General features: G+C 60.3%; 23 protein-coding genes. 6 read left to right on the top strand and 17 right to left on the bottom strand.

Features of this window, described 5'->3' with window-relative positions:
- Positions 1-24 precede the first annotated feature (24 nt).
- The 4 genes from L904_RS08430 to L904_RS08415 all read left to right on the top strand — a co-directional run bounded on the left by L904_RS08430 (position 25) and on the right by L904_RS08415 (position 3,655).
- Complete coding sequence (locus L904_RS08430; RefSeq protein ID WP_003520424.1) at positions 25-954, top strand: glutaminase; 930 nt, start codon at positions 25-27, stop codon at positions 952-954.
- A 61-nt stretch (positions 955-1,015) separates the two neighbouring features.
- Complete coding sequence (gene ttcA / locus L904_RS08425) at positions 1,016-1,957, top strand: tRNA 2-thiocytidine(32) synthetase TtcA (RefSeq protein ID WP_035263084.1); 942 nt, start codon at positions 1,016-1,018, stop codon at positions 1,955-1,957.
- A 16-nt stretch (positions 1,958-1,973) separates the two neighbouring features.
- Entirely contained in the window at positions 1,974-2,801 is an 828-nt protein-coding gene (locus L904_RS08420; protein WP_035263086.1) for an inositol monophosphatase family protein, read from the top strand.
- A 29-nt stretch (positions 2,802-2,830) separates the two neighbouring features.
- Positions 2,831-3,655 (top strand): inositol monophosphatase family protein, encoded by an 825-nt coding sequence (locus L904_RS08415; RefSeq protein ID WP_035263088.1) that lies wholly within the window; start codon positions 2,831-2,833, stop codon positions 3,653-3,655.
- 89 nt (positions 3,656-3,744) lie between these two features.
- Here the strand turns inward: L904_RS08415 and L904_RS08410 are convergent, their stop codons facing one another.
- The 4 genes from L904_RS08410 to L904_RS08395 all read right to left on the bottom strand — a co-directional run bounded on the left by L904_RS08410 (position 3,745) and on the right by L904_RS08395 (position 6,241).
- Positions 3,745-4,953, bottom strand: coding sequence for a multidrug effflux MFS transporter (locus L904_RS08410; protein ID WP_035263090.1), 1,209 nt, complete (start codon positions 4,951-4,953; stop codon positions 3,745-3,747).
- 137 nt (positions 4,954-5,090) lie between these two features.
- A complete protein-coding gene (gene grxD, locus L904_RS08405) occupies positions 5,091-5,426 on the bottom strand; it encodes a Grx4 family monothiol glutaredoxin (RefSeq protein ID WP_003520429.1) in 336 nt (111 codons plus the stop codon).
- A gap of 138 nt (positions 5,427-5,564) precedes the next feature.
- Positions 5,565-5,996, bottom strand: coding sequence for a hypothetical protein (locus L904_RS08400; RefSeq protein WP_020810373.1), 432 nt, complete (start codon positions 5,994-5,996; stop codon positions 5,565-5,567).
- Entirely contained in the window at positions 5,993-6,241 is a 249-nt protein-coding gene (locus L904_RS08395) for a hypothetical protein (RefSeq protein WP_003520431.1), read from the bottom strand. Before L904_RS08395 ends, L904_RS08400 begins: the two co-directional genes overlap by 4 nt.
- A 211-nt stretch (positions 6,242-6,452) precedes the next feature.
- Between L904_RS08395 and L904_RS08390 the strand changes: the two genes are divergently transcribed.
- Positions 6,453-7,601: a hypothetical protein gene (locus L904_RS08390; protein ID WP_020810372.1), complete on the top strand. Its 1,149-nt coding sequence runs from the start codon at positions 6,453-6,455 to the stop codon at positions 7,599-7,601.
- A gap of 141 nt (positions 7,602-7,742) precedes the next feature.
- On the opposite strand, the gene L904_RS08385 is transcribed toward L904_RS08390, so the two are convergent.
- The 3 genes from L904_RS08385 to L904_RS08375 all read right to left on the bottom strand — a co-directional run bounded on the left by L904_RS08385 (position 7,743) and on the right by L904_RS08375 (position 11,779).
- Positions 7,743-7,976, bottom strand: coding sequence for a BolA/IbaG family iron-sulfur metabolism protein (locus L904_RS08385; RefSeq protein ID WP_003507909.1), 234 nt, complete (start codon positions 7,974-7,976; stop codon positions 7,743-7,745).
- Positions 7,977-7,992: 16 nt separating this feature from the next.
- On the bottom strand, positions 7,993-10,227 hold the full coding sequence (gene purL / locus L904_RS08380) for a phosphoribosylformylglycinamidine synthase subunit PurL (RefSeq protein ID WP_020810371.1): 2,235 nt from the start codon (positions 10,225-10,227) through the stop codon (positions 7,993-7,995).
- 133 nt (positions 10,228-10,360) lie between these two features.
- Positions 10,361-11,779: a PLP-dependent aminotransferase family protein gene (locus L904_RS08375; RefSeq protein ID WP_020810370.1), complete on the bottom strand. Its 1,419-nt coding sequence runs from the start codon at positions 11,777-11,779 to the stop codon at positions 10,361-10,363.
- Positions 11,780-11,872: 93 nt separating this feature from the next.
- On the opposite strand from L904_RS08375, the gene L904_RS08370 reads away from it, so the two are divergent.
- Complete coding sequence (locus L904_RS08370; RefSeq protein WP_020810369.1) at positions 11,873-12,178, top strand: DUF1127 domain-containing protein; 306 nt, start codon at positions 11,873-11,875, stop codon at positions 12,176-12,178.
- A gap of 133 nt (positions 12,179-12,311) precedes the next feature.
- Here L904_RS08370 and L904_RS08365 read toward each other — a convergent pair whose 3' ends face one another.
- The 10 genes from L904_RS08365 to L904_RS08320 all read right to left on the bottom strand — a co-directional run bounded on the left by L904_RS08365 (position 12,312) and on the right by L904_RS08320 (position 20,525).
- Positions 12,312-12,761 (bottom strand): hypothetical protein, encoded by a 450-nt coding sequence (locus L904_RS08365; protein ID WP_020810368.1) that lies wholly within the window; start codon positions 12,759-12,761, stop codon positions 12,312-12,314.
- Positions 12,762-12,794: 33 nt separating this feature from the next.
- A complete protein-coding gene (gene purQ / locus L904_RS08360; protein ID WP_020810367.1) occupies positions 12,795-13,466 on the bottom strand; it encodes a phosphoribosylformylglycinamidine synthase subunit PurQ in 672 nt (223 codons plus the stop codon).
- An 18-nt stretch (positions 13,467-13,484) separates the two neighbouring features.
- Positions 13,485-13,727, bottom strand: a complete 243-nt coding sequence (purS, locus tag L904_RS08355; RefSeq protein WP_035260491.1) for a phosphoribosylformylglycinamidine synthase subunit PurS — start codon at positions 13,725-13,727, stop codon at positions 13,485-13,487.
- Between the two features lie 55 nt (positions 13,728-13,782).
- On the bottom strand, positions 13,783-14,547 hold the full coding sequence (gene purC / locus L904_RS08350) for a phosphoribosylaminoimidazolesuccinocarboxamide synthase (RefSeq protein ID WP_003520440.1): 765 nt from the start codon (positions 14,545-14,547) through the stop codon (positions 13,783-13,785).
- A 203-nt stretch (positions 14,548-14,750) separates the two neighbouring features.
- On the bottom strand, positions 14,751-15,314 hold the full coding sequence (locus tag L904_RS08345) for an alpha/beta hydrolase (RefSeq protein ID WP_003520442.1): 564 nt from the start codon (positions 15,312-15,314) through the stop codon (positions 14,751-14,753).
- 81 nt (positions 15,315-15,395) lie between these two features.
- Positions 15,396-16,703: an adenylosuccinate lyase gene (purB, locus tag L904_RS08340; RefSeq protein WP_020810926.1), complete on the bottom strand. Its 1,308-nt coding sequence runs from the start codon at positions 16,701-16,703 to the stop codon at positions 15,396-15,398.
- Between the two features lie 60 nt (positions 16,704-16,763).
- Positions 16,764-17,291, bottom strand: a complete 528-nt coding sequence (locus L904_RS08335) for a hypothetical protein (RefSeq protein WP_020810925.1) — start codon at positions 17,289-17,291, stop codon at positions 16,764-16,766.
- Between the two features lie 44 nt (positions 17,292-17,335).
- Positions 17,336-18,013, bottom strand: a complete 678-nt coding sequence (gene rpe / locus L904_RS08330) for a ribulose-phosphate 3-epimerase (protein WP_003520447.1) — start codon at positions 18,011-18,013, stop codon at positions 17,336-17,338.
- A gap of 132 nt (positions 18,014-18,145) precedes the next feature.
- On the bottom strand, positions 18,146-19,225 hold the full coding sequence (locus tag L904_RS08325; protein WP_080657561.1) for an ABC transporter substrate-binding protein: 1,080 nt from the start codon (positions 19,223-19,225) through the stop codon (positions 18,146-18,148).
- Between the two features lie 874 nt (positions 19,226-20,099).
- Entirely contained in the window at positions 20,100-20,525 is a 426-nt protein-coding gene (locus L904_RS08320; RefSeq protein ID WP_020810923.1) for an NUDIX domain-containing protein, read from the bottom strand.
- Positions 20,526-20,533: the final 8 nt, after the last annotated feature.

The raw sequence follows: 20,533 nt of genomic DNA, 5'->3' as shown, positions 1-20,533 counted from the left end.
TTTTGTTTGTGGGGAAGGCTTTGCATGCAGGACATTCAGGCGATCGTCGATTCCATTTACGACAGCATGGCGCCGAGGCTCGGCGAGGGGAAGGTTGCGGATTACATTCCCGAACTTGCCAAGGTCGATCCCAACCAGTTCGGCATCGCCATCACCACCGTCGATGGAACCACCTATACGGCCGGCAATGCGCTCACGCCGTTTTCGATCCAGAGCATCTCCAAGGTCTTCATGTTGACGCTGGCGCTCGGCAAGGCCGGTGAAACGGTATGGAACCGGGTAGGGCGCGAGCCTTCAGGCTCTTCCTTCAATTCCATCGTCCAGCTTGAGCATGAGCACGGAATCCCGCGCAATCCCTTCGTCAATGCCGGGGCTATCGTCGTGACCGATATCGTGCTTGCCGGCCACCAGCCGCGTGAGGCAATCGGTGAGCTTCTGCGTTTCGTGCGTTATCTCGCGGATGACGATACGATCAGCATTGACGATACGGTGGCGAAATCCGAGCAGGCGACGGGGTTCCGCAATTTCGCGCTCGCCAATTTCATGCGCTCCTTCGGCAATCTGCATCATCCCGTGGAATATACGCTCGGCGTTTATTTCCACCAGTGCGCGCTTTCCATGACCTGCGCTCAGCTTTCCCGCGCCGGGCTGTTTCTTGCCAATCGCGGCCGCAATCCGCTGACGGGGCATACGGTTGTGTCGGACCGTCGGGCGCGGCGCATCAATGCGCTGATGCTGACCTGCGGCCATTATGACGGATCGGGCGATTTCGCCTATCATGTCGGCCTGCCGGGCAAGAGCGGCGTTGGCGGCGGCATCATGGCGGTGGCGCCCGGCAACGCGTCGATTGCGGTCTGGTCGCCGGGGCTCAACAAGGTCGGAAACTCGGCGCTCGGGTCACAGGCGCTGGAAATGCTGGCGACGAAAACAGGCTGGTCGGTATTCGGGGCTTGATATTGCCGGCGGATGGGGGCATTGCCTGCATGAAGAACGGCAGTCGTGCCGGAGCGAGCTGATGATGAACATTCTCACCAAGATTGATGATTTTGTAGATCAGGCTGGGGCCGACCGGATCGGGGCGGATCAGGACGCGTCCGAAGAAAACGGCAGCTCGCATCCCCTGTTCGACAATGCACCACGCTCGGTTTCCTTCAACAAGCTGCGCAAGCGGCTGTTGCGCAACGTTCGCCAGGCCTTCGAGGATTTCGGCATGCTGAAGGGCCAGAAGCGCTGGCTGGTCGGCCTTTCCGGCGGCAAGGACAGCTATGGGCTGCTGGCGCTGCTGCTCGATCTGAAGTGGCGTGGCCTTTTGCCGGTGGAACTGGTGGCCTGCAATCTCGATCAGGGCCAGCCGAATTTTCCCAAACACGTACTGCCGGAGTATCTGGCGAAGATCGGTGTGCCCCACCGCATCGAATATCGCGATACCTATTCCGTGGTGAAAGAAAAGGTGCCTTCCGGCGGCACTTACTGTTCGCTCTGTTCGCGGCTTCGGCGCGGCAATCTCTACCGCATCGCGCGGGAGGAGGGTTGCGACGCGCTGCTGCTCGGCCATCATCGCGAGGATATTCTCGAAACCTTCTTCATGAACTTCTTCCACGGCGGCCGGCTGGCCGGAATGCCGGCGAAGCTTTTGAACGACGAGGGCGACCTGATGGTCATGCGCCCGCTTGCCTATTGCGCCGAAGAGGATATGGCGAAATTTGCGGCGGCGATGGAATTCCCGATCATTCCCTGCGACCTCTGCGGCTCGCAGGACGGGCTTCAGCGCAATGCCATGAAGGAGATGCTGGCGGATATCGAGCGGCGTATGCCCGGCCGCAAGGACGTGATGCTGAGGGCGCTTGCCCATGTCAATCCGTCGCATCTGCTCGATCCCAAGCTTTTTGATTTTTCGGCGCTTTCTGTCACCGGGGCGTCACCTGAAGAGCGTAGGGAGGCCAACTCCCCCTTATGAAGAAGTGCCCCGCCCGATGACCCTTTCCGACAAAGATATCGACTTCCTCGTTTCCACCGTTGCCGCTGCCGGCGCGAATGAAATTCTTCCCCGCTTCCGAAACCTGAGCGCCGGTGCGATCTCCGAAAAGACCTCGGCCGTCGATCTCGTCACCGAGGCCGATGTTCTGGCGGAAAAGGCGATCACCGCTGCTCTCCTTCAGCGATTTCCGAAGGCCCATATCGTCGGCGAAGAGGCCTATGAGGCGGACCAATCCGTCATTCCCGCACTTGCCGATGCGCCGCTTGCCTTCGTGATCGACCCCATCGACGGCACTTTCAATTATGCTTCCGGTTTTCCCGCTTTCGGCACGCTGCTTGCGGTCACCGTCAAGGGCGAGACGGTGGCGGGCATCATCCACGATCCGGTGATGGGCGATACCATCGTTGCCCTGAAAGGCGAGGGTGCGTTTCTCAACCGCAGGAACGGTTCGCAGGCGAAGCTAAGGGTTGCCGATCCCGCGCCATTGTCCGACATGGTCGGCATCTTTTCCTGGGGCCACAGCCATCAGGATCGCCGGCCGGTGATTGCCGCCAATATGGCGAAGATCAAGATGGCGCTGTCGCTCAACTGCTCGGCACATGAATATTGGCTCGCCTCGGCCGGCAAGCTGCATTTCATCGGCCATGAAAAGCTGATGCCGTGGGATCATCTCGCCGGCGTGCTCATTCATCAGGAGGCGGGCGGTTACACGGCTCGTTTCGACAATACGCCCTATCGGCCGGGGCAAACGGAGGGCGGCATCCTGTCCGCTCCCGACAAGGAAAGCTGGAAGATGCTGCGACGGGAAATCGTCGCCTTATAAGATCGCGCTCAAATAGAAGGATATCGCCCATGGCTCTCGAACTCGACATCGCCTCTCTCGCCAATGCGCTTCAGGAGGCGGCGGCAGTGGAAATCCTGCCGCGGTTCCGCAATCTGGGCGAAGGCGATGTGCGGATCAAGAGCGAGGCGATCGATCTCGTCACCGAGGCTGACGAGGCCGCCGAGCGGCTGATCCGTGCGCGTGTGCAGGACATCATGCCTGATGCGCTGTTCATCGGCGAAGAGGCGGTGGCGGCGGATGCGTCGCTGCTCGGCAAGCTTGCCGATGCCGATCTTGCCGTGGTGGTCGATCCGATCGACGGCACCTATAATTTCGCTTCCGGCCTGCCGCTCTTCGGCGTGATGATGAGCGTCATCTCCAAGGGCGAGACCGTTGCCGGCCTCATCTTCGATCCCATGGGCAATGACTGGGCGATTGCCGAAAAGGGTTCCGGCGCGTGGCTTTGCAGCGCCGACGGTTCGCAGACCGAGATGTCGGTCGTGCCGGCGCCGGAATTGTCGCAGATGGTCGGCATCGCCAATACCGGCTATTTCGACGTGGAGACACGGCGCAAAATCCTGACGAACCTCGCCGATGTGCGGCTCTTCACCAGCTATCGCTGCGCGGCGCATGAATACCGCCTGTTCTGCGGCGGCCACATGCATTTCCTGATGTATAACAAGCTGATGCCCTGGGACCATCTGGCCGGCACGCTGCTGTCGCAGGAAGCGGGCGCCTATGCGGCGCGCCTCGACGGCTCGCCCTATCTGCCGAGCCATTTGGATGGCGGGCTGCTGCTCGCGCCGGATCAGGAGACGTGGGAACTGCTGCGGGAGAAGATTTTTACGGTTTGAGTCCGGAGTGACATTGGATAAATTGAACCGTCAATCAATAAAAAGGGCGCGGAACAGAATTCCGCGCCCTTTCATTTTTCTATCGCCCCTCAGCGGGTCGGCTTGTTATGCGCCTGAAACAGCACGCCCTTTTCACCGATCAGCACGAAGATGAGGCCGACGATGGAGACGGCGAAGAAGCCCGCCACCATGGGCAGCGCCGTGCCGTCGAAAGACTGGCCGATGGCCGCGCCGATCAGCGAGCCGCCGACGGTTCCCATGAAGCCCATGACGGAGGATGCCGTGCCGGCGACGTGGCCGAGCGGCTCCATGGCGAGCGAGTTGAAGTTCGAGCCGATCCAGCCGAACTGGAACATGGCGAGCGCAAAGAACACGATGAAGATGGCGAAAGGCATCGGTTCCGGCCCCAGCACCTGCACCAGCAGCCAGACGAAGGTGATGGCGATGAAGCCAAGTAGCGAGCCATGCGACAGCTTGCGCATGCCGAACCGGCCGACCAGCCTTGCATTGACGAAGGAGGAGAAGGCCATGAACAGCGCCACGCCCGCAAAGGCCGCCGCAAACCATGCGCCGAGCCCGTAAATGCCCTTATAGACCTGTTCGACCGAGTTGATGAAGCCGAACAGCGCCCCGAAGATGAAGGTGCTGGAGAGCGTATAGCAGAGCGCGATACGGTTGGTGAGCACGATCTTGAAACCGCCGAGGATCGAGCTTGCGGTCAGGGGGCGGATATCGTCCGGATGCAGGGTTTCCGGCAGGCGGAAATACATCCAGGCCGTCACCACGGCGGCAATGGCCGCCATGAAAGCGAAGATCAGGTGCCAGTCACCGAAAAACAGCACGATCTGGCCGGTGCCGGGCGCAATGACCGGCACGACCATGAAGACCATCATGATCAGCGACATGACTTCCGCCATCTGCCGTCCGCCATAGATATCGCGCACGATGGAGACCGTGATGACACGCGTGGCCGCCGAACCGATGCCCTGAATGAAGCGCAGCATCAGAAGCCCGGAGAAGGACGGTACGAAGACCACGGCGATGGCTGAAACGATGTAGATGGCAAGCCCGACGAACATCGGCTTGCGGCGTCCGAAACGGTCCGAAATCGGTCCGTACAGAAGCTGGGCGATGCCGAAGCCGAGAAGATAGCTGGAAATCACATATTGGCGGTGGTTTTCGTTCTCGACGCCGAGCGAAGCGCCGATTTCCTGAAGACCGGGCAGCATGATGTCGATAGCAAGCGCGTTCAGCGCCATCAGCATCGCGGCAAGCGCGATGAATTCCGTGCGCCCCATCGAGCCTGCGCGCGAAGCGGTGGATTGTGAAAGATTTGTCACAGGATTGCCCCAAAAAGAACGGCAAAGGCGTTGCATGAAGCAACGCCTGGCATAAATTTCTGACAATCAGGGTGGGCCGGATGAACCGGCCGAAATCAGGCCGCGCCGCGGACGCTGATACCCTGTTCTTGGAAGTGGTTTTGAAGTTCGCCGGACTGGAACATCTCTCTTACGATGTCACAGCCGCCGACGAATTCGCCCTTGACGTAGAGCTGCGGGATGGTCGGCCAGTTGGAGTAGTCCTTGATGCCCTGGCGGATATCTGCATCGGCAAGCACGTTGATGCCCTTGTAGTCGACGCCGAGATAATCGAGGATCTGTACCACCTGGCCGGAAAAACCGCACTGCGGAAATTGCGGGGTGCCCTTCATGAAAAGAACGATGTCGTTGCTCTTCACTTCGCTGTCGATCATGTCGTGAATGCCGCTCATAGGCCTATTCCTTTCACATGCGGTTCAAGGCCGCTGCTTTCTGTTTGTTCCTAAATAACATGTCGCGGCGCGATTTCCACCCGGGAAGCGTAAAAAATGCACGGGCGTGGCATCGCTGATTGCGGGTCGAAACTCCGGCTACCAGCGCATCGTTCTCTTCGGGTAAGAAAAGTCGAGAACGATTTTTCCTATCCGCTCCCACCGTCTGAAGACTGATTGTATCAATACACCTGTTTCGCCTTCCCAAATATCGAATTCGCGAGTGTTATCGAACGTTATGGCTCGCCTGCCGCTCGGCAACGAGCAATCGTCCTCACAGTCAATCTCCATTTCGCTATAGAAACTGTTCACTTCAATATCGAGAATTAACTTTGGACTTTTCTGGTCCACCAGGCGGCAGGTGTTGCCGGTTTTGCAGAAGGCTGTGCCGGATATCCGATCAGCACCATCAAGCTCCACGACGAAGCCGATCTTGATCTCTTTGCTGCTCTTAACCTCTGCGGCACCTTGTAACGGCCCCGAAATCGCCAGTAGTAAAAAGGCGGGAAGCAGGGGGAGGCGATACATCATCGATATCGTTGTCTGCTGCGGGCAGCGGCTGTGCGCCTTTTGCTCACCTGCTTCTTGGCCGGCTTGGGTTTGACTGCGGCATTGATCGCGGCTTCCAGAACCGAGCCGACGATGCCGCCGGCCAGCGAGCCGGTGCTTTTCGTCCGGCGCGCGCGGCGGGTCTTGCGGATGCCGGTCTTGGTGAGGATTTCAGACAGTGCGCCCTTGACGACGCCGTTGAGCACTTGATCGACGATGCCAGACAAATTTCCATCACCGATAAATAAATCACATTTCCGTCGCGATTTTTACTATACGTGCATCGCCCGCTGTATCAAGCGATCCTTTCGGGTGTCTCTAGCGCGGTTTTGCTTTTCTCCGAAACGCAAAAGCGCACTATCTCTTTGTTTTTACGCATTGTCTTAACGTAAAAGCGATTGCGCTTTTACTGGAAATGCTCCGGCCGAAGGTTCATGCATGCCAGCCGTCAAGTCACGACTTGTTCTTTATTTCCCCGGTTTCGATCCGCTCGATGCGGCCGCCCATCATCTGCGTTACCAGCGGGCGGCGGCGCTGGCCGGCAAGACATGGGATGTCGATTATGCCGTGGGGCCGCTGGAGAATGCGCCCGGGGGCGAAACATTCACGGTGGAGGCTTCGGCGGGCGACTGGCGGACGCGCTCCGACATTTTCGTTTACGACCATAATGCGGTGATATCGCAATTGCGGGATGCGCCCGTCTGGCGGCAGATCTGGCTCGGTTTCAAGGCCGGAGCCGGTATCATCGCCGAGGGCGGTGCGGCGCGTTACTTCCGTCACGCCTGGCGTTTTGGGCTGTTCTTCATCTTTCCGTTCCTGCTGATGCTTGTCGGCGGTGCGCTTGCGGCGGCTATTGCCCTGTCGCCCTTAATTTTCGCTCTACCTCTCTGGCTCTTGGCGATCAGCTTTCCCGTCGCCGCCCTGTTTTTCGTGAAGGCTTTCCTGCCGTTTGCGGAGCGGTTTCACACCCTGCATCTTTATGCGGACTGGCGGTTCGCGCTCGCGGTCGGCCGCGATGAGCCGATTGCCCGCGACTGGATCGAAGAGAGGGCAGCGCTCGTTCTGACGGCGCTGGAGCAGCCCGCGGATGAGGTTCTGGTGGTGTCGCACAGCATGGGCGCCAGCCTTGCGCTCGCCGTGATCGGCCGCGTGCTGGAGCTGAAGCCGGATGCGCTGGATGGCCGGAAACTGTCCTTTGCGACCTTGGGCGGGGCGGCGCTGCAATGTGCGTTCCTGACGAGTGCGGACAGGCTTCGCCAAAGCGTCGGCTCGATCGCTCGTCACCCGGAGGTGACATGGTTCGATATCCAGTGCCTGACCGATCCGATTCATCTCTACCGGTGCAATACCGTGGGCCTGACCGGTCACAGGGATGCGCCGCAGCCGAAGATCGTGCCGATCCGTTTCAAGCATTCGCTCTCGCCGGACCGCTATAAGAAGAACAAGCGCAACTTCCTGCGCATGCACCGGCAATATGTTCTGGGGCCGGACCGCAGATCCGGTTACGATTTTACCCTGCTGACGGCAGGACCCTTGCCTGCCGCCTCCTTCGCCGCTCTGGATTCGCAGACGCCGCCCGCCTTGTAAGCGGCACCAACCCATTCGGCCGGACATGAAAAAGGCCCGCGTGAGAGTATCACGCGGGCCTTGATTTATTCCGCAGGTTTCACGCTCTGCCGCAGGCGGGACAGAGACGGTCTGTTGCCGGAACCGCTTTCACGGGTGCAATCATTCGGGAGCCGAGGTCTGCAGGGCAAGCGCATGCAGAACGCCGCCCATATTGCCCTTCAGCGCGTCATAGACCATCTGGTGCTGCTGCACGCGGGTCTTGCCCTTGAATGCTTCCGCAACGACTTCCGCCGCGTAATGATCGCCATCACCGGCCAGATCGCGGATCGTGACCTTTGCCCCGGGAATTCCCGCCTTAATCATGTCTTCAATGTCGCCGGGTTTCATGGGCATGGTGTTTCTCCTTAATTCATTCTGCGGCGAGCAAAGTTTCGCCGTCCATGAATTGAGGGAACCACGATTCATAGGCCAAGTGCAATTCTTTAATCTCGACAGCCCGCGCCGTGCCCAGCTTTACGGTGGAACCGCCGGTAACGCCGATGACCGGGCAGGAAACGCCCGCCGCCTTCGCCGCTGTCTGCACCTCGTCGAGATCGGCCTTTTTGACCGTCAGAACGTAACGGCCCTGATCTTCGCCGTAGAAGGTGAGGACCGGGTTGTGGCCTTCGACCGCGTCGATGGTCGCGCCGATGCCCGACGAAATCGCCATTTCGGCAACCGCAAGCGCGAGACCGCCCGAGGAGCAATCGTGAACGGCGGTGGCAAGACCGTCGGTGATGAGGCTGCGGACGAAATCGCCGTTGTTCTTTTCGGCAGTGAGATCGACATGCGGCGCGGGACCATCGATGCGGCCATGAATGTCACGCATGTAAACCGACTGGGCGATATGCGTGCCGAGACCGGCAGGTGCGCCGACGAGCAGCACCACTTCGTCAGCGGCGGCGAAACGGATGCGCGCCATGCGGCCCCAATCCTTCAGGAGGCCGACGCCGCCGATGGTGGGGGTGGGCAGGATCGCCTGACCGTTGGTCTCGTTATAAAGCGAGACGTTGCCGGAAACGATGGGGAATTCCAGCACGCGGCAGGCTTCGCCGATGCCCTTGATGGCATGGACCAGCTGGCTCATGATCTCGGGCTTTTCCGGATTGCCGAAATTGAGGTTGTCGGTTGCGGCAAGCGGCAAAGCGCCGGTTGCGGTGATGTTGCGCCAGCATTCGGCTACGGCCTGCTTGCCGCCTTCGAAGGGATCGGCCTCGACATAACGCGGTGTGACGTCGGAGGAGAAGGCGAGCGCCTTCTTGTCATGGCCTTCGACGCGAACCACGCCGGCATCGCCGCCGGGAAGCTGCAGCGAATTGCCCTGGATCAGCGTGTCATACTGTTCGTAGACCCAGCGGCGCGAGGAGTTGTTGGCCGAACCGACCAGCGACACCAGCGCATCGGCGATATCGGCGGCGGGGACGTCGTTTTCCGCCAGCGGCGCGGGCACCTTGGCGGATGTCCACGGGCGGTCATATTCCGGAGCCTGATCGCCCAGTTCCTTGATCGGCAGGTTGGCGACTTCCTCGCCATTGTGCAGCACGCGGAAGCGCAGATCATCGGTGGTCTTGCCGACGATGGCGAAGTCCAGACCCCACTTGACGAAGATCGCCTTGGCGACTTCTTCCTTGGAGGGCTCGAGAACCATGAGCATGCGCTCCTGGCTTTCCGACAGCATCATTTCGTAAGCCGTCATGCGCTCTTCGCGCACCGGTACGGCGTTCAAGTCAAGCTCGATGCCGAGATCGCCCTTGGCGCCCATTTCAACGGCCGAGCAGGTGAGGCCGGCCGCACCCATGTCCTGAATGGCGATGACCGCGCCGGTCTTCATCAGCTCAAGGCAGGCTTCCAGCAGGCACTTTTCGGTGAAGGGGTCGCCGACCTGAACGGTCGGGCGCTTTTCTTCGATGGATTCGTCGAATTCGGCGGATGCCATGGTCGCGCCGCCGACGCCATCGCGGCCGGTCTTCGCACCGAGATAAACGACCGGCAGGCCGACGCCCTTGGCTTCCGAGAGGAAGATCGCGTTGGACTTGGCAAGACCGGCGGCAAAGGCGTTGACGAGGATGTTGCCGTTATAACGGGGATCGAATTCCACTTCGCCGCCGACAGTCGGCACGCCGAAGGAATTGCCGTAACCGCCGACACCGGCGACGACGCCGGCCACGAGGTGGCGGGTCTTCGGGTGGTCAGGCGCACCGAAACGCAGGGCGTTCATGGCCGCGATCGGGCGTGCGCCCATGGTGAAGACGTCACGCAGGATGCCGCCGACGCCCGTTGCCGCACCCTGATAGGGCTCGATATAGGACGGGTGGTTGTGGCTCTCCATCTTGAAGACGACGCAGTCGCCGTCGTCGATATCGACCACGCCGGCGTTCTCGCCGGGGCCCTGAATGACGCGCGGACCCTTGGTCGGCAGGGTCTTCAGCCACTTCTTGGAGGATTTGTAGGAGCAGTGCTCGTTCCACATGGCCGAGAAAATGCCAAGCTCGGTAAAGCTCGGCTCCCGTCCGATCAGGTCGAGGATACGCTGGTATTCGTCGGGCTTCAGCCCGTGGGATGCAACGAGTTCCGGGGTGATCTTGATGGAGTTTGGAATCGACATAGGTCTCACGCGGTTCGAGCCGAGGAAAGTTTCCGGTTCTTTAGCGCAAGAGGCTCCATGGCGCGACAGGAAAATGCGCCGCTTTGCCGGCTAATTGGCGGTTTATGCGGTTATTCACCCGTTGCGACCCGTATCACGCCACGCTTTCATAGCCGGCGGAGCCGTTATCCAGCAGGTGGCGGAGGATGCCGAAGGCATGGGTCAGCTCCTCGCGGGTGGAAGGCCCGGAAAAGCTGATGCGGACGCGGTGGAAAACCTTGTCCGTCCGTCCGGCCTTGAACTCGTCCTCGTCGTCGATCAACACGCCTTCCTTCATCGCCGCATTGCGGAAGGTGCCGGAAAGCCATGGTTCGGGCAGTCTCAGCCACAGGAAGGCGATGTCGGGCAGCGAATTGAAGTCCAGCCCGGTAAAGACGCGCCGGGCAATCGCCTCGCGCTCATTCAGTTCGGCGATGCAATCCTTGCGGATATCGTGGGCGTCGCCGCTATTGACGAGGCGCGCATTCAGTTCGGCCAGCATGAAGGGCAGGCCGCCCGTCATCATCGAGTGGGAAATACGGATGCGCGAGGAATATTGCGCGGGGCAGGCGACCCAGCCGCCGCGCACGCCGGCGGCGACGGATTTCGACAGGCCGCCGACGACGAAGGTAATGTCGGGCGCAAATTCGGCGATCAGCGGGATCGCATCGCGCGTCATCGCGCCATAAAGATTGTCCTCGACGATCCACACGCCGTAACGGCGGGCGATATCGGCAATCGCGCGGCGGCGCTCTTCCGGCAGGGTGGCGCAGGTCGGGTTCTGGCCGGCCGACATCAGGAAGATCATCTTGGGGTGCTGCTGGGCGCAGACGCGTTCGAAATCGTCAGGGACAATGCCGTTCTCATCCGCTTCCACCAGCGTCACCCGCCGGCCGGCAAGGGCGGCGCTGCGGCTGATGTGGGAATAGGTGACGGGTTCGAAGACGATGCGGTCGCCCGGCGCGGTCATCGCGGACATCACGCTCATCACCGCCGCATGGGCGCCAAGCGTCGAAACGATGTTTTCCGGCTTCGGCGACCAGCCGTTCTGGGAAAGCCAGCGAACGCCCGCCATGCACCAGTTGTCGGGAAAAGAGCGGGCATAGTTGGTAATGTCCTGCGGATGCTCTCTGGTCACCGCCTCGATGTGCCTGGCGATCAGCACGCTCTGGCCGACATCCGGCGCAGCGGTGGTGTTCAACCGGAATTCGGCGCTGGTGTCGACGGCATGGCGCGTGCTGCCGAAGGCGGCCGTTGCCGGCTCCATGGGCAATGACGGGGCAGGGGTCTTGCGCTCATTGACATAGGTTCCGCGTCCGACCTCACCGCTGACGAGGCCGCGCTCATGGATGAGCGCATAGGCCCGGCTGATTGTGCCGATTGTCACACCGAGATCGTAAGCAAGATTGCGCTGCGGCGGCAATTTCGAGCCGGCCTGCAGGATGCCGTCGGAAATCGCGCCTTCGATACTGTCGGCGAGGCGCAGGTAAATCGGGCCGTCGCCCTCGGTAATGTCAGGAAGCCAATTTGTCATGGTGACAATTTATGCATTGTATCCATCCCCAAGTCAATTGTATTTATTGTCTGCATTGAATGAGGCTAAACGCACGGAGACAATAGGTGCAATATGCGCAAGATGGATCAATACCTTTCGACAGCGGATACACTCTATCCTGATGGCTACGAACGGGAACGCGTGTTCCGCGATGCCGGCGACATGGTCGCACCGGCGCCCTTTCCGGCCAAGATCGCCCGCACGCTTATTGGTCGCCTGATTGCGGGCGTATCCTCATGGCAGCGGAAACGCCAGGGACGTTTCGCCCTGCGGGAACTTTCGGACGATCTGCTGGACGATATCGGCGTTACGCGGGATGAAGCCTTGAAGGAGGCGGCGAAATCCCGGCTGTTTTCCTGGCCGCCGCGGCCGCTTTGATTTTTTGTCGGAGAGCGGCGCCTTCTTTCCCCGGCGCCAAGCAGCCATTCGGCAACCCGCCACGCCAATCCCAACCGGCGCTGGCGGGTTTTTTTATGCCGACCGCGTTCTCACGGGTGCCGGTGCCTGTCGATCAGCAGCCCTTGCCGCCATTCGCCCAGCGTTTGACATCCGTTGCGATGCGGCCTGAAAGGGTTTCGTTCATCACGGGGCCGAAAGCATCGAGCTTTGCCGGGTTGCCTTCGGCCTGAACCACCAGCATGGGGCGCGATTCCGGGCTGTTGCGCGGCACGAGCAGGATGCGCGGACGGCCGGAGAAGGAGTTGAGTTCTGGCGCCAGACGATAGGCCTTGAACGCCGCGTCGCCCGATTTGAACCAGCAGGCATTCGCGCCAAGCGCGATCCGTTCCATGGTCGGCAGGGCCGCGCGGGAGACGGAGGAGGAAGGCTGCGGTTTCGGCTGGCAGGCGGCAAGCGCCGCGGCCGCAAGGATCAGTCCGGCGGCCTTGTAGGCATTGTGTCGAAGAAGACGGGGCATCAGGTCATCCAGAAGAGAGGCCAAAACGGCGCCGAAAGCCGGCATCAAAAAAGGCGGGCTCGAGGCCCGCCCGGTCTATCAGGCTGCGACGACGCCGAGCGCCGAAGCGAAGAGGCCACGACCGTCATTGCCGCCATGGGCGGCTTCGATCAGGTTTTCCGGATGCGGCATCATGCCGAGGACATTGCCCCTGGCGTTGATGACGCCAGCGATGTCGTTCAGCGAACCGTTGGGGTTGGTGCCGCCGGCATAGCGGAACACCACCTGGCCGTTGTCTTCCATCGCCTTCAGCTCGTCGGCTTCGACGAAGTAGTTGCCGTCGTGATGGGCGACGGGGCAGCGCAGAATCTGGCCCTTGTCGTAAGCGCGGGTGAAGTCCGTGTCGTTGTTGGCGACTTCGAGCTTCACTTCGCGGCAGACGAATTTCAGCGAGGCGTTGCGCATCAGCGCGCCTGGCAGCATGCCCGCCTCGACCAGAATCTGGAAGCCGTTGCAGACGCCGAGAACCTTGACGCCCTTTTCGGCCTTTTCGCGAATGGCCTGCATGACCGGCATGCGGGCAGCGATGGCGCCGCAACGCAGATAGTCACCATAGGAGAAGCCGCCCGGGATGACGATCAGGTCGACGTCGGGAATATCCGTTTCCGTCTGCCAGATGGTGACGGGCGCGCTTCCGGAGATTTTCGTCAGCGCCGCGATCATGTCGCGGTCACGGTTGAGGCCGGGAAGTTGGACGACAGCGGATTTCATCGGAGCGGCTCCTGGGCTTCAGAGGATGGCGATGGCGTAGTTTTCGATGACCGTATTGGCCAGAAGCTTTTCGCACATTGCCTTCAGGTCGGTCTCGGCCTTGGCCTTGTCGGCGCCTTCCAGCTCCAGGTCGAAGACCTTGCCCTGACGGACATGGCCGACGCCACCGAAACCGAGGCTGCTGAGCGCGCCTTCGATTGCCTTGCCCTGCGGATCGAGAACGCCGTTCTTCAGCGTAACAGTCACCCGTGCCTTGATCACCTGATCTTCTCCTGATTTTACCTTGTTAGGCCAATATTACTTCACGAGGCCGATATTACTTTACCAGGACTGGACCGGTGCCGCGGATCGGTTCGTTTTCATTGATGATGCCGAGACGGCGCGCGACTTCGGAATAGGCTTCGAGAAGCCCGCCCATGTCGCGGCGGAACAGGTCCTTGTCCATCTTTTTCTGGGTCTCGATGTCCCACAGGCGGCAGCTATCGGGCGAAATCTCGTCGGCGAGGATGATGCGCATCATGTCGCCTTCGAAAAGACGGCCGCATTCGATCTTGAAATCGACGAGCTGGATGCCGACGCCGAGGAACAGGCCGGAGAGGAAGTCGTTGACGCGGATGGCGAGCGCCATGATGTCGTCGAGCTCGGCGGGGTTGGCCCAGCCGAAAGCCGTGATATGCTCTTCGGAGACCATCGGGTCTTCGAGCTCGTCGGACTTGTAATAGAACTCGATGATGGAGCGCGGCAGAACCACGCCTTCCTCGATGCCGAGGCGCTTCGACAGCGAGCCGGCAGCGACATTGCGCACGACGACTTCGAGCGGGATCATCTCCACTTCCTTGATCAACTGCTCGCGCATGTTGAGGCGGCGGATGAAGTGCGTGGGAATGCCGATCTTGTTCAGATGCGTGAAGACGTATTCGCAGATACGGTTGTTCAGCACGCCCTTGCCGTCAATGACTTCATGCTTCTTCTTGTTGAAGGCGGTCGCATCGTCCTTGAAGAACTGGATAAGCGTGCCTGGCTCCGGACCCTCGTAGAGGATCTTGGCCTTGCCTTCGTAAATACGGCGGCGACGGTTCATAATTGCAGGTCTCTTGGTTGACGCCGATTCTGGTGGCGTTGCGTTTGGTCTTTGAAGCGGTCCCATAAAGGAAAAGAGTGCATTCTACAATGCGGCTCGCATATTTCCCTTCAATTCTTGTGACAGGCCGGGGAAACCGCTGCGCCTTGAAATGAGGCTTCCGGGGCTGATCGAAGGGGAGGCGGTCCGCCGGGCCGGCGCCGTCAGGGCTCGACAGCCTTCAGCCGGCTCAAAAACTGCGCGAAGACCATACCGCCTTCCGGCCACGGACCATGGCCTGACTCGGTGTTGATATGGCCGGACATGCCGGCGTCGATCAAAAGCGAGCCCCAGGCGGCGGCGATGTCATCGGCATGTTCATAGGAGCCGAAAGGATCGTTGCGGCTGGCGATGGTGATCGCCGGGAAAGGCAGCGGATCGCGCGGGTAAGGCCCGAAGGTCATCAGGTGCTTCGGCCGGATATCGGGATTGGCGACATCGGGCGGCGCGACGAACAGCGCGCCGGACACCTTCTTGCCGATTTCCGGCAAGGCATGGATGACGGTCGGCACACCGAGCGAATGGGCGACGAGGACGATGGGTCTGGTGGAGGCATTGACCTCTTCCACCAGCCGGGCGACCCAGTCTTCCTTCACGGGTTTGGACCATTCGGCCTGCTCGACGCGGCGGGCGGTGGAAAGCTTGCGCTCCCAGCGGCTCTGCCAGTGGTCGGGGCCGGAATTGGTATAACCGGGGACGATCAGGATATCTGCTTCTGAAACTTTCATGCGCCCATATCTGTGTTGTGATGCCGCCGCGATCAAGGCCGCGGCGGCATTAACTTCAAGGTCTCAAACTCAGCTCAAGTCTCAGGCGTTGCCGAAGACGCGGGTGAAGATCGTGTCGACATGCTTGGTGTGGTAGCCGAGATCGAACTTTTCGCGGATCACCTCTTCGGGAAGTGCGGCGCGCACTTCCTCGTCGCCCAGCAGTTCCTCAAGGAAGTCAGCGCCCTGTTCCCAGACCTTCATGGCGTTGCGCTGTACCAGACGGTAAGCGTCTTCACGCGATACGCCGGCCTGCGTCAGCGCCAGGAGAACGCGCTGAGAATGCACGAGGCCGCGGAACTTGTTCATGTTCTTCAGCATGTTGTCCGGATAGATCACCAGCTTCTCGATGACGCCGGCCAGGCGGTTCAGCGCAAAATCGAGAGTGACAGTGGTATCGGGACCGATGGCGCGCTCGACGGAGGAGTGGCTGATATCGCGCTCGTGCCAGAGCGCAACGTTTTCCATGGCCGGAACCACCGACATGCGCACCAGACGGGCAAGGCCGGTCAGGTTTTCGGTCAGAACCGGGTTGCGCTTGTGCGGCATGGCGGACGAGCCCTTCTGGCCCGGCGAGAAGAATTCTTCCGCTTCCAGAACCTCGGTGCGCTGCATGTGGCGGATTTCGATGGCGACGTTTTCAATCGACGAGGCGATGACGCCGAGGGTTGCGAAGAACATGGCGTGGCGGTCACGCGGGATGACCTGCGTGGAGACCGGCTCGGGGATGAGGCCGAGCTTGGCGCAGACATGCTCTTCGACGCGCGGGTCGATATTGGCGAAGGTGCCGACGGCGCCGGAGATCGCGCCCGTGGCGATTTCCGCACGGGCATTGACGAGGCGCTCGCGGTTGCGGTGCATCTCGGCATAGAAGCGGGCGAAGGTCAGGCCCATGGTGGTCGGCTCGGCATGAATGCCGTGGCTGCGGCCGATGCGCACCGTGTTCTTGTGTTCGAAGGCGCGGGTCTTCAGCGCGGCGAGCACCCGGTCCATATCGGCGAGCAGCAGATCGGCGGCGCGCACGAGCTGGATGTTGAGCGTGGTATCGAGCACGTCCGACGAGGTCATGCCCTGATGCACGAAACGGCTGTCGGGACCGACAAATTCGGCAAGATGGGTGAGGAAGGCGATGACGTCATGCTTGGTGACGGCCTCGATCTCATCGATGCGGGCGACGTCGAAGGTGGCGCTGCCGCCCTTTTCCCAGATGGTCTGGGCAGCGGACTTCGGGATAACGCCGAGTTCGGCAAGTGCGTCACAGGCATATGCCTCGATCTCGAACCAGATGCGGAACTTTGTTTCCGGCGACCAGATGGCGACCATTTCCGGCCGGGAGTAACGAGGGATCATGGCAATGACTTTCTTTGTGGAGGAATTTTGCTGCCCGTTTAGCAAAGTGTTCCGGTAATCTCAATCTATCAAGCTACATGCCTCTGTTGCTCGTTGCGCACGTCGGCAGAGGATTGCGCCCGCAGGCAGGAGCGGAACGATGGCAAAGGGAAAATATAAGCCAGGGCCGAGAATGCAGAACTGGTAAATCGCGCCGAGCGATGTGAAGAGCTGCTGGAAAAACCAGATGCGGGAGAATGCCGGCGCGTGCCATTGCGCATAGAAAATACGGTACTCGAAAGCGAAAAACGCCGCCGCAACTGCCAGCGTGAAAGAAGCGATGGCAAGACAGGCCGCCGCAAAACGCAGCGGCAGGGCGGTGGAAGCAGGGAGGAAGTGCAGCGCCGCCATGGCCAGCAGCCAGCCGAAGAGGCCGCCCGCGAAGAAAAGCATGATGATGTCGACGGCATGGTCGGTTTCCAGCCGGTTCCTGACATAGAGGCCGATGGCGGCGGCGGCGCTGGAACAGACGGCCCAGACAAGCGCGCCGAGCAGCGGAAACAGCGCTGCCGAAGCCGTGTCACGGAAACCCCGCCTGTCGCTTTCCATGCCGATCCCCCAACGCCTTGCCGTGCCCCCTTCGGCGGCGGCGATTATGTCCGCGCGGCTTCCGCTGCGTGGCGCAGTTGCGCGACCGTTTTGCGGTAGTCGGCAACGCCGTCGCCCTTGAAGATGGCCGAGCCGGCCACCAGCGCATTCGCACCGGCGGCAACGATCGCGCCTGCGGTTTCCGCCGTCACGCCGCCATCCACTTCGAGTTCTATCGGCCGGTCGCCGATCATGGCCTTTGCCGCGCGGATCTTGTCCAGCATGGCCGGAATGAACTTCTGCCCGCCAAAGCCGGGATTGACGCTCATGATCAGGACCAGATCGACATCGTCAAGCACGTTTTCGATGACCGAAAGCGGTGTTGCGGGGTTGAGCGTCACGCCGGCCTTTCTGCCGAGCCCGCGGATCGTCTGCAGCGAGCGGTGCAGGTGAGGCCCGGCTTCGGCATGCACGGTGATGCTGTCGCAGCCCGCCTTGGCGAAGGCTTCGAGGTACGGGTCGACGGGTGCGATCATCAGATGGCAGTCGAAGAAGGCCATGCTGTGCGGCCGCAGCGCCTTGATGACATCCGGCCCGAAGGAGATGTTGGGGACGAAATGGCCATCCATCACATCGAGATGAATCCAGTCCGCGCCCGCTTCCGTGACATCGGCGACTTCCTGTCCGAGCTTGGCGAAATCGGCAGCCAGAATGGACGGGGCTATGCGGATGGGCAGGGACATGGGGCAAACTCCTCTCGACGCGTTGCGTAAGCTGCCTTTAACACCAAGTATCGGGGTTTGAAACGGCTGGCGGCGCGGTTGCGGACGGTTTTCAGCTGCGTTTCCTCGAATTTTCGGCGGCGCGGGTTTCGCCTATTGTCTTTCGGCCTTGTCCGCCGGTTCGAAGCGCTGGCCGTTCCACCGCTGCAGGCGATAGGGATTGTCCGAAAGGTCATGCGTCGGGCTGAAGCCGAGGTCGCCGAGCACGGTTTTGAAAACGGTGCCGCCCGCCAGTATCTCCGGCGCGGGTTTCGACTGCGCCTGCGTGGCTTCCGCAAGGGCGGCGGTAAGTTCCGCCGCCGCATAGGCCGGCAGGACGTAACCTTCCGGCTCGATGCCGGCGCCGCGCAGTTCGCCAGCAACCGCCTGGGCCGATGGCAGGGTATCATAGGCCGGGCGGGTGACCGCCAGCACATTCGCGGCCAAAGGGACCGGATTGTTGGCCGCATTCATGGCATCGCCGCCCATGACGGTGAGGGGAATGTTCTCCGACCCGGCATCTCTGGCGATGATGGCGACGTCATTACGCTCCGCGCCGACGAAAACATGGGAAATGCCGGTGCGCGCCAGCCGGCGCACCAGCGCCACCTGCTGTTCCTGGTTGGGACGCATCGTATCGGCAAGGGTGGGCTTCAGACCGTTTTCCTCGAGCGACGAGCGGATGCGGTCGACCAGTTCGCGGCTGTAGATCGTGCCGTCATCCACAAGTCCGATGGAATGTCCCTTCCAGTCGCGCAGGATGATCTCCGCAATCCTGTCCGATTCGGCCCTGTCGGACGGGGCGAGGCGAAAGAGCGGCCAGCCGTATTTCAGGGCGTCTTCCATCAGGATCGGCGCGCGGCTGGAAAGCGTGATGGCGGGAATGGCGGCCGCTTTCAGCGGCGGCAGAACATCTTGAAGCGTTTCGGTGCACAAGAAACCGATTGCGGCGCTGACCTTGGCGGCCACGAGGCCATCGGCAATGGCACCGCCGCTGCCATCTTCGCAGCTTTCATGGATTTCGACGACATCCAGCCCGAGCTTTGCCGCCGCCGCCTTCGCACCCTGCCGTACCTGCTGCCCCAGAAGTTCGTAAGGGCCGCTCTGGGGCGCAACGATGCCAATCGATGCCGCGCTTGCTGAGCCCGCAAGGGCAAAACCGGCGATGATCGTTAGCAGGCGAAGTGAAAGCATGACGTGATAGAAATCCTGTTGTCCCGGCTTGATGTTTATCGGCAACAACCGGTTTTCCAAAGGAAAAATCGCCGATGTTCCATCATATTCGCATATCGCCAGCCGCGGGACGGCGGATTTGCTCTGAAGTTGTCCGATTCGAGAGGGCGGGTCGTCGTCGCAGCTTGTAGTTGTTGCTGTTCGATATAATTGCGCACCATGTTTTTATTGAAGGATTATTTTTGCCGACGAGCAATTCGCTCCTGCGCCGGATGGGTGGGGAAGTATTTCACATCATTGTCGCGGCGGGCGTTACTTCATAAATCCATTACATGTGGCGCGTATAAGCACAGTTTAGAAAAAGCCGGTCTGCGATTCTGCTTTTTAAAGTGCAGCACAAAAAGATGCACATTTTATTTTCATATTTGTAATTTATTGATATATAACGTAAATATATAAACCTTCCCATCGTTCACCTCTTTTCCGCCATGTTTTTTTCGCATTTGCGAGAAGATTTGCTTGACGGAAAGTAAATGATTAGCTTAGATGTAACTGTTTCAGGGGACGACTGAAATTGGCTGTAACAGGCCTCGGAAAGTGTTCCGGTTATAAGCACTGCCAGACTATATTGCATTTCATATTCTATTTTTTTCATTACGTATAAACCGCTTCGGGAAACTGGGGCGGTTTTTTACATGAAGCTAATTTAAGCAATTTAAAATTGAATTAGAAAAGTCCTGCGCAAAGACGTTCTTTCATTTTCGAATTTATGGAAAAGATATCGCGCGGAGGGGGTGAACCCGGCTCCGACGTACAGATCAACATAACTGCTTGAAAATGCCCGTTGACGGCCATTATCGCCCGCGAGCGAGTTCGGTCGGGCGCCTGTGCGGCTTTATTTCAGGGCGGCCAGAGCGTCCCTGGCAAAGGCGGAGATGGGTTCGGGAAGCTTATCCGGATCGAACCAGCCGATGGCGGAAAGCTTGTCGGGTTCGGTCAGTGCCGGCTCACCCTGCGCATCGCGGGTGACGAAGATCAGCGAAACCCAATGGTGGCGATCTTCCGTATCGATGAATTCGCTATGGCAGAGAAATTCGACGGTGCCGATCTTGAGCCCGGTTTCCTCTTCGGCCTCGCGGCGTGCTGCGGCGAGGGAAGTTTCAAGGTGATCGACCTTGCCGCCTGGAATGCTCCAGTATCCGGCTTCCGGCGCCTTCAAGCGCCGGCATAAAAGCACGCGGCCATCACGCATGATGGCGAGGCCGACGCCGACACCCGGAAAATCGAGACCTGGCCTGGCGGTCGGCGTCATGCTGTCCATTCCCGCGG

Origin of the sequence: Agrobacterium sp. LY4 (assembly GCF_001526585.1) — a bacterium.
Taxonomy (GTDB): domain Bacteria; phylum Pseudomonadota; class Alphaproteobacteria; order Rhizobiales; family Rhizobiaceae; genus Agrobacterium; species Agrobacterium leguminum.
This window is presented reverse-complemented; position numbering and strand designations above follow the sequence as displayed.

Excerpts from the sequence above, each read along its gene's own strand:
- grxD (WP_003520429.1), bottom strand. The coding sequence starts at position 5,426 with ATGAGCGGCATTCACGACATGATCGACAGCGAAGTGAAGAGCAACGAC.
- purC (WP_003520440.1), bottom strand. The coding sequence starts at position 14,547 with ATGAACCGTCGCCGCCGTATTTACGAAGGCAAGGCCAAGATCCTCTAC.
- rpe (WP_003520447.1), bottom strand. The coding sequence starts at position 18,013 with ATGTCCCTGCCCATCCGCATAGCCCCGTCCATTCTGGCTGCCGATTTC.
- L904_RS08370 (WP_020810369.1), top strand. The coding sequence starts at position 11,873 with ATGCGCAAGATGGATCAATACCTTTCGACAGCGGATACACTCTATCCT.
- L904_RS08415 (WP_035263088.1), top strand. The coding sequence starts at position 2,831 with ATGGCTCTCGAACTCGACATCGCCTCTCTCGCCAATGCGCTTCAGGAG.
- L904_RS08365 (WP_020810368.1), bottom strand. The coding sequence starts at position 12,761 with ATGCCGGCTTTCGGCGCCGTTTTGGCCTCTCTTCTGGATGACCTGATG.
- L904_RS08410 (WP_035263090.1), bottom strand. The coding sequence starts at position 4,953 with ATGGGGCGCACGGAATTCATCGCGCTTGCCGCGATGCTGATGGCGCTG.
- L904_RS08335 (WP_020810925.1), bottom strand. The coding sequence starts at position 17,291 with ATGGAAAGCGACAGGCGGGGTTTCCGTGACACGGCTTCGGCAGCGCTG.
- L904_RS08320 (WP_020810923.1), bottom strand. The coding sequence starts at position 20,525 with ATGGACAGCATGACGCCGACCGCCAGGCCAGGTCTCGATTTTCCGGGT.
- purQ (WP_020810367.1), bottom strand. The coding sequence starts at position 13,466 with ATGAAATCCGCTGTCGTCCAACTTCCCGGCCTCAACCGTGACCGCGAC.
- L904_RS08430 (WP_003520424.1), top strand. The coding sequence starts at position 25 with ATGCAGGACATTCAGGCGATCGTCGATTCCATTTACGACAGCATGGCG.
- L904_RS08420 (WP_035263086.1), top strand. The coding sequence starts at position 1,974 with ATGACCCTTTCCGACAAAGATATCGACTTCCTCGTTTCCACCGTTGCC.
- L904_RS08385 (WP_003507909.1), bottom strand. The coding sequence starts at position 7,976 with ATGCCCATGAAACCCGGCGACATTGAAGACATGATTAAGGCGGGAATT.
- purB (WP_020810926.1), bottom strand. The coding sequence starts at position 16,703 with ATGATCCCTCGTTACTCCCGGCCGGAAATGGTCGCCATCTGGTCGCCG.
- purL (WP_020810371.1), bottom strand. The coding sequence starts at position 10,227 with ATGTCGATTCCAAACTCCATCAAGATCACCCCGGAACTCGTTGCATCC.
- ttcA (WP_035263084.1), top strand. The coding sequence starts at position 1,016 with ATGATGAACATTCTCACCAAGATTGATGATTTTGTAGATCAGGCTGGG.
- L904_RS08345 (WP_003520442.1), bottom strand. The coding sequence starts at position 15,314 with ATGAAAGTTTCAGAAGCAGATATCCTGATCGTCCCCGGTTATACCAAT.
- L904_RS08375 (WP_020810370.1), bottom strand. The coding sequence starts at position 11,779 with ATGACAAATTGGCTTCCTGACATTACCGAGGGCGACGGCCCGATTTAC.
- L904_RS08325 (WP_080657561.1), bottom strand. The coding sequence starts at position 19,225 with ATGCTTTCACTTCGCCTGCTAACGATCATCGCCGGTTTTGCCCTTGCG.
- L904_RS08400 (WP_020810373.1), bottom strand. The coding sequence starts at position 5,996 with ATGATGTATCGCCTCCCCCTGCTTCCCGCCTTTTTACTACTGGCGATT.
- L904_RS08390 (WP_020810372.1), top strand. The coding sequence starts at position 6,453 with ATGCCAGCCGTCAAGTCACGACTTGTTCTTTATTTCCCCGGTTTCGAT.